General features: G+C 44.0%; 5 protein-coding genes and 1 pseudogene. 1 reads left to right on the forward strand and 5 read right to left on the reverse strand.

Annotated elements, in window-relative coordinates:
• Positions 1–305: 305 nt before the first annotated feature.
• The 4 genes from PUQ00_RS31410 to PUQ00_RS31425 form a co-directional block, all read right to left on the reverse strand.
• Positions 306–1352 (reverse strand): M28 family peptidase, encoded by a 1047-nt coding sequence (locus PUQ00_RS31410; protein ID WP_300423797.1) that lies wholly within the window; start codon positions 1350–1352, stop codon positions 306–308.
• A gap of 68 nt (positions 1353–1420) precedes the next feature.
• Positions 1421–2983, reverse strand: a complete 1563-nt coding sequence (locus tag PUQ00_RS31415) for a metallophosphoesterase (RefSeq protein ID WP_300423799.1) — start codon at positions 2981–2983, stop codon at positions 1421–1423.
• A 123-nt stretch (positions 2984–3106) separates the two neighbouring features.
• Positions 3107–4078, reverse strand: coding sequence for a YegS/Rv2252/BmrU family lipid kinase (locus PUQ00_RS31420; RefSeq protein WP_300423801.1), 972 nt, complete (start codon positions 4076–4078; stop codon positions 3107–3109).
• Positions 4079–4857: 779 nt separating this feature from the next.
• On the reverse strand, positions 4858–5928 hold the full coding sequence (locus PUQ00_RS31425; RefSeq protein ID WP_300423803.1) for an LOG family protein: 1071 nt from the start codon (positions 5926–5928) through the stop codon (positions 4858–4860).
• 459 nt (positions 5929–6387) lie between these two features.
• On the opposite strand from PUQ00_RS31425, the gene PUQ00_RS31430 reads away from it, so the two are divergent.
• Entirely contained in the window at positions 6388–7056 is a 669-nt protein-coding gene (locus tag PUQ00_RS31430; RefSeq protein ID WP_300423805.1) for a hypothetical protein, read from the forward strand.
• Positions 7057–7297: 241 nt separating this feature from the next.
• On the opposite strand, the pseudogene PUQ00_RS31435 reads toward PUQ00_RS31430, so the two are convergent.
• Positions 7298–7688, reverse strand: a pseudogene (locus PUQ00_RS31435) (hypothetical protein); the annotation flags it as partial.

Below are 7688 nucleotides of genomic sequence, written 5' to 3' on the forward strand. Positions count from 1 at the left end.
TTTGACTTTGCCACTCTTCAGATGTACGGAGCTTGTTCAAAACTCAAATAGGATTCCTATAGATTGAGGATAAAGTCCGTCACTTGCTCAGAAACCCCCGGTGGAAATCCCCTTGTCGCATCGTAAATATCAGACACTCGGTCAAAAGAAATTGTGCTAGTCATATCGGTTCTTAATGTATGGAAAAATCATTCGTAGTACTACAGCTACTCAAAAGCAAGCTACGTAATTATAATTTTCAAAAATCCAAAATTGTATTAGGTTTAAAAGAAAGTCGCACACGGCGTCAATTACAAATTATTCACTCAGCTTGGTGGTTGAGTTTCCAAAACCTCGCTTTTCTCTAACAAGGCAGTAGTAGTATTGACTACAATCTGTGCTGCTCCTGTGAAAAACGATCGCTCGATAGTCGCTGGAACATCGCTAGGTTTATGATAGTGCGGAGTCCGTAAATTTGCGGTATCTGTCACCAGCACAGCACCCACACCCTGATACCAAAATGGTGCATGGTCACTGCGTAAGGTATCTGGTGTCAGTAAACCTTTAAAAGGAATTGGTACTGTTAGGACTGGTGGCAGATTTGATTCTTGTTTATTCAGGGCGGTTGATGGGAGCATCTGAAATGCATTCAGCAAAGGCAAATGTTCTGTATCACCAACTACTGCCAAAAAGTCGCCCTTGTCGCTAGGTGGGGTAATAGGCAATCCGGTAGGGTATTTTTGACACCCAGCAGTGTAACAAGCATAACCCACCATATCCATAACGAGCGCTCCGCCCAAGTTTTGCAAGCGTGCTGTCTTACTAACGAAAGCCTGACTACCCAAAAGCCCTGCTTCCTCCTTGTCAAAAAAGACTAGCTGTAATGTCCGTGGTGTGGGACGGGAACCGAGTAACCGCGCAACTTCTAGCACCACAGCTACACCACTGGCGTTATCATCGGCACCAGGAGATAAGGCAACAGTGTCGTAATGCGCTCCCACGAGAATCGCTTTAGCTGCTTTGTTAGTTCCTGGGCGTTCGGCAAAAATATTCACACCGTCAGAGAACTTTTCCAATTTGGGCTTCCAGCCTAATTTTCTCAGTTCAGTTGTGATATAAGTGCGAGTCAGCGATCGCTCTGTTGTTGTGTAGCGCTGAAAATTTAACTTTTGGATATGGTTTAACAGCTTGTCAGTAGACACTTGCGGGGCAATGTTAACTTTTTTTAACTCTGCCTGTGGTTCGGGTGTTTCCACTGGAATGCTCTGAACAATTGCTGGTGACGAACGCTGTTCAAAAAACGTGCTACCGTTACTACCCACCACCGCAACTGCTACCAGCGCCAACAGCATCAGCCAAATCCATTTTCTCATGTTCGCCAAAATTTTGACAACCACTACTCTGATAGCCTCTGCGCCTCTGTGATTACTGAATCGATGCTCTAGATGATTATCGGCTCAAGTTCACTATTATGCCATTGCCGTTGATGCCATTCGGCAACCAAGGGACGGACAATAAACTTAGGCTGTCCATCGCCTTTAACGTCAATACGTAAACCTGAATAAGGTCGTCGTTTCTGAAAACCTTGACCGTTACGACCAATGAAGAGATGCGATCGCGCCACTAATCTATTTTCATTTCCAAAAGTCTCCATCAAATCTGCTCCCTCCGTGCGCTGGCGTCGCAAACTAAACCCGCTACCGCCACAAACAATCCAGTGGATATGCGAATCAGCGTGTCCGGTATCCATTGTCTCAAGGTGTTCCAAGCAGTGCGCGTGACCGTTTAATACCAAATCGACCAAAGGACGCCCCTGAGTTAGGGAACCTATTTCTTTAGCTACCGCATCCAACACACCACGGAGGCGATCGCGAATTATCAGAGTTTGACCTTGTTGCCATTTTGTCGCTTCAGTTACATAGGGAGGATGATGGAAATAAATCACCCTTCCCCGAACTTCAAGATTATTCCAAGATTCAATTAATCTTTGCTTGAGCCACTCCAGTTGTTCAATATCAGTCAGCAGTGTTTTATTAGTGGCTAGTTGCTTATCAATATCAACAATAATTTCTTCAATTTGTGACAGCTTGGCGTGGAAGTCGTCTAATTTATCGGCTTCGCTGGGGTTTTCGGGACGAAGCTTGGCTGAGGTTTCAATAATTTCCAGCTTTTCTTGCTCTAAATCTTCACGACGTTTTTCTAACATTCTGCGATCAGCATCACCTTCTTTTGTTTTAGGTAGCGGCGGTGGATCGTTAAATGTATTAGAATCCAAGGCAAAGAAATCAATCCCCCCATAACGAAAAGTGTAGTAGCGATTGGGGAGGCGGGTGAAGTGCCCAGGTTGATAGGAAAGACAACGACCTGTGTCTGTCTTGCCTGTGTAGTACTGATCTAAATGATTATTTAACTCTCCGGGAAGCTGATACGCCTTAAGATAGTCCAGAAATGCCCGTGCGTAGGCTTCACCGGTTCCTGAACCATGTAAGCCCACATCTAAATCTAACCGCGATCGCAACAGGCGACGAATGGGTAATGTTGTTAGAGACGCCAAGCTCAATAAAATCGGCAAGTTATAGTAATCGTGATTTCCCGGTACAGGTAAAATGGGCAGCTTAAAAATCATCTGGTCAAAGGCAATCCTTCTAGGATGTTCTCCGCCCAAGATGAACTCTCGGTAAGGCTCGATGAAGTTCTGGTGGTAGTATTCACTCGACCCCACTAAATAGATCACGTCCCCGGTGTGTAGCATAAAACGGGATTCATTGTGATGAGGGAGCATGAGTTCAGCCACCTCTCGCTGGGGATTGTGTCCCCGATGCTTGCCGGAACCACTATCACCGACAACTAAAAATGAGAACTCAGAATTGTCTGTTTGACCATCCTCCAACACCAGCCGAGTTTGGTCGATGTTCCGTTCCACAATTAACGGTTCTTGCCACCGGACTCGCTGATTCATTTTACGAATTTTGTTAGCGATCGCTGGATCAGATACAAGTTTCAATGCAATTTACTCCTGAATCTTCAATTGAAGGCGAGCAGATGAGCAAGGTTGCAGCAAGTCTTTTCCCTCTGCCCCATGCCCAATGCCCCATGCCCCATGCCCCATGCCCAATGCCCCATCCCCTCATTCTTCTACTGGATCTTTCATCTCAATAGTCAAATTAGGGAGTCCCTCTAGTTTTTCGGTAGGCTCAACTTCTTCTACTAATGGCACAAAAATTCTCAAGCCTGCTGGTACACACTTAATTTCTACTGGAGTTGTGCCTACTATTTCACCATCTAGAACAACTTTTTGTGGTGGGTTAGTCGTAATTTTAAATTGTTTGGCTCGCAGGAAGCCAATATCATCCCGTTCTACGGCGTTACCTGTAGAAGCCGTTTGAAATAGATGAAGTGTAGCAGCGATCGCTCCTGCCTTGTTAGCTGGAGCTACAATCGTTAAATCTAGTAACCCATCATCATAAATCAGACCTGCTGGCCCCTGAGCCAAAACGGAAGTGGGAGGCGCGGCATTTGCTACTGTTACTGCACAGGCACTAGTTTTAATTATTTTGTCTTCAGTTTCAATTTCAACATCAAAATTTTTTAAGCTTCTCAGTTGCTGGATTCCTGCCAAAACGTAGGCCATTATCCCAAAGCGATTCTTGGCATCCCGGTCTGCCAATTCTACAGTTTCAGCTTCAAAGCCAATACCTGCTAAAAGTACCATTGGGCGATCGTTGCAATAGGCTACGTCTACACTGCGGATTCCTCCCTGTAAAATTGTCTGACATGCAGATGCGATCGTGTCAGGAATTCCTAAAGCTGTGGCAAAAGCGTTTGCTGTTCCTCTAGAAATGATCCCAAATGGAATCTCAGTACCCACTACAGCCGCCGCCGCCGCCGAGAGGGTGCCATCTCCCCCCGAAGCAATGATTGCATCTACCCCCCTTGCTACTGCTGCATATGCCAGTTCGTCAGCGTCGATTTCTTCAGTTGTCAGATAAATATCTAGGTCAATATCTGGCTCTAATATTCCCCGGATTTCTGCTAACTCTAGGTCTGGGTCTCCCTGACCCGCAACTGGATTGAAGATCAGGCAGGCGGAACGATTCATAAAATGTATAAAGCTAAACTTAGATCACTAAAATAACAACTTATTTGTAGCATTCTTGTAAAATTTGAACTTCCCTCTTGCGGCTAGATTATGGGTATGTATTAAGCCTGAGGGAGTGATGAAATCAACTAAAATGTACAGTTTATAAGCTTTATAGCTCTTAGACATTGTTGATAATATTTTCGTATCTCCTAAATTAAAGGGTTTAAAACCCCTCTGTTACAAAGTTCTGATAGCGAAGCAGTAGCGAGTATTCCAGCGGTCTTGGAGGAAACCTCCGCTCAACGCCAGACGAAAGCGACGGGAAACCCTTCTACAGCGCTGGCTCGACTTTGTACTAAAGTTCATAACGATACATAAATCCGGTCGGTTCGCTTATTTCAGGAACAAGCCAAATAATAGCCTGAAAGTTTAGTCTGCAAATTGGACTTTGGACAAAAAGGATGGTTCGCGAATAATTCACGCGAACCAAAAATCTAGACATCATAAATTACCCCAGTTATTTTTCAAACTGAGTGAAACTGAGTTAAACGTTATGATAAGCCAGCCAAATCAGTTTTCAATCAACTATTAATTGATTATTATTAAATTTCGGCATAGCCATCAGTATTTCCCCAAATACACTTTGTCGATACTTCCAGTAAGCCGAATCTTGCTGGAAGTATGCGGCAACTGGGGCAAATGAAGCACCAAAAATCTCAAAGTAACTTCGTTAGCAACGGATTAGAGGATGTAAAAACCTCTAGTTCAGGCGGAGCCAACTAGAGGTAGTTCATTAACTACTTTCTTTCTGGATGCGCTGCATCCTCTGGTGAAGGAGTACCCATCTGGTTAATTATGGCAATCATCTGATACAAGCGCCCCAAGTCGCGTTGATTGAAGTACAAAATGAGGCGGGGTAGCCCAACAGTTTCATCTTGTGCTTCTTGAGGTAATGCCTGACTTTTTTCAATCCGTCCTTGAATAATAATGTCGCTAAAATCAACATTGAGTTGCTCTACAAGAACGTCTGATATATCTGTCTTGAGGCGGATGACTAACTTATCGGCTACATATCGACAGGAGTGATAAACCTGGTAAAAACTGGTGATAGCGTCGCAAGCCACATCCAAGTTGTCTGTCACCGTGTAAAGGCTGGGGTCTTCAGGACTGACAAGACCATTTTGCACGAGTTGTTTATCAATATATTCGCTCCAAGACCGCCAGTAATCACCACCAGGGCGATCGATTAAAACTAGAGGTACTGGGCCAAATTTCCCATTCTGGGTTAATGTCATACATTCAAAAGCTTCATCTTGAGTGCCAAAGCCTCCCGGAAACAAGGCTATAGCATCACTTTCTTTAAGGAGAAACAGCTTGCGGGTAAAGAAATATTTGAAGTGAATTAGCTTGGGATCACCCTCTATAAACGGGTTTGCTTGCTGTTCAAAGGGTAACTGAATGTTTAATCCAAAGGAATTTTCTCGCCCAGCACCTTCGTGACCCGCCTGCATGATTCCACCGCCGCCGCCGGTCATCACCATAAATCCTAATTGAGAAATAGCGCGAGCAAACTCAAGCGCCATTTGGTATTCTGGCGTATCTGTAGCGAGACGAGCAGAACCGAAGATGGTCACTTTGCGAACGTGTCGGTAATCATAAAAAAGCTGGAAACCGCGCTCCATATCAGCTAATGCAGCCGACAATATTTTCCAATCGAGACGCTCAATTTCACTATCAGCTAGACGAACAATAGTAGCAAGTGCTTGCTGAATAAGTTGCCGATTTTTTAATGTCGGTAAACGAGCGATCAATTCAGCGATATCCGCCTGTAAAGACTCTGATGTGTCAAACGACGCAGATGAGGTCATGAGAACTGCTGCAACAATGGCATTATATTTTACGTGAACGTCTCACACTCTCGCAAGCGGGATATACCCCTCTGATGTAGAGTTAGCATTTTAGACTGGTTTTGAGGTACTATTGGTCATTAGTCAAGCTGAAATCCTCATCTTTTGAGATTGCAACTCGCAAGTTGGTTTTCACAAAAATACTTAACTCAAGTGTATTGCTTCATACGGGACTTTCGGTTAAATAAGCTGTGTGCGGCTAACAAACTAATAAAAAAAGTTTTTTTCTGCTTGTCAACTAGCTATCAATAGATTGACAAACCTATTTTTGTCATAGTATTTATAACAACATGCGTATTTTCACATATCTATAAATAGAGTGAATATCTGACTCATCAATTGACAACTAACTATGCATCTGGCTTAATTAATTGATTATTTATTCCGATTCTCTATGCCAAAATTTTTTAATGACAAAAAATGAGCAATTTATTTACTAAATTATCAGTTGTAACTGCTAGTGTAACTTTCACTTTAGCTCTGATAAAAGCTGATCCCGCGCAAGCTTTCACATTTAGATTCAACATTGACCCAACTGCAAGTTTTATTTCTTCATATACATCCAGCCCTGATAGCGTACCTTTTTCTTTAAAAGATTTGGAAATTAATCCAGGTGACACAATAAAACTGGATCAGTTTGGAAGTTTTTCACCATTTGGTGATCCCACTGATGAATACTATGGTTCAATGTGGGCTGTTTTCAGCACTAACAATAACCTGCTACCTAGTAGTGGTAAGTATGATGGCGCTACAACTGACAGAGTTCCGGGTGCTATTAATGCTACGCTTCCAAATGGCTGCCTACCAACTCAATGTTTAGATAATAGTATTTTTTATATTTCACGCGGCGGAATGTTTAGTAGTGTCATTGTACAAGTTCCAACCAACGCCCAATATCTATTTATTGGGGCTGCCGACAGCGTATTTTCTGATAATGTAGACTCAAATCGAGACTTTGCTGTAAGTATCAGTTCTGTTACGCCCGTCACTGTTCCTGAACCCGCTTTGACATTGGGTTCACTAGTATTCGGTGCTTACAGCATTGGTTTACGATTCTTACGCAACCGCCAAAAGGCGCGTAGCATCTAACTGGAAACTTCAGACTCTCTCCTCCTGAGAAGGATTACCGAAACCTGTGCCAAGTTTGCGATAAACACTTGTTCATGCGCTGGGACTTGTTTAGAGTTTAGTGTAAAATTTGGGGTTGATGGGTGTGGGAAGAATGACGTAGACGCTCAGCGGTAAAGCAGCGCGATCTTGGGGAGGCAGTGCGTTGGGCGGCTCCGCAGACTTGAAGCATCTGGCGTGGTTTCCCCATGAGCGACTGCTGTTAGCGCCACGGAGAGCGAGTCTTCTCCCTTCGCGTAGCGTCTGGTAGAGAAGGGGAGACGCTTTGGCGCAACGAGCGTAACCCGGAGGACTTGCCGCAGGCTATCGCCAAGGCAAAGAGGACACGGAGGAAGAAAAAAGGCGATCGCACCGTGCTAATAATTAGACATTTGCTGTTTCTGAGTTCATCATTCAAGCCGAAATATCCATAGTTGGTGTTCAGAACTCGAAAGTTGGTGTTGGGAACTCGGAAGTTGGTGTTCAGAACTCGGAAGTTGATGTTGGGAACTCGGAAGTTGATGTTGGGAACTCGGAAGTTGATCAAACAGAATAAAGGTGCCAGTCGCCAGAATTCACTTGGGTATTTTGTGCGACTGGTGGATGAATAAACG

It is taken from the genome of Nostoc sp. S13 (genome assembly GCF_029379315.1).
Classification (GTDB): domain Bacteria; phylum Cyanobacteriota; class Cyanobacteriia; order Cyanobacteriales; family Nostocaceae; genus Nostoc.

Bases quoted from the DNA above. Each gene is read 5' to 3' on its own strand.
- PUQ00_RS31410 (WP_300423797.1), bottom strand. From the start codon at position 1,352: ATGAGAAAATGGATTTGGCTGATGCTGTTGGCGCTGGTAGCAGTTGCG.
- PUQ00_RS31430 (WP_300423805.1), top strand. From the start codon at position 6,388: ATGAGCAATTTATTTACTAAATTATCAGTTGTAACTGCTAGTGTAACT.
- PUQ00_RS31425 (WP_300423803.1), bottom strand. From the start codon at position 5,928: ATGACCTCATCTGCGTCGTTTGACACATCAGAGTCTTTACAGGCGGAT.
- PUQ00_RS31420 (WP_300423801.1), bottom strand. From the start codon at position 4,078: ATGAATCGTTCCGCCTGCCTGATCTTCAATCCAGTTGCGGGTCAGGGA.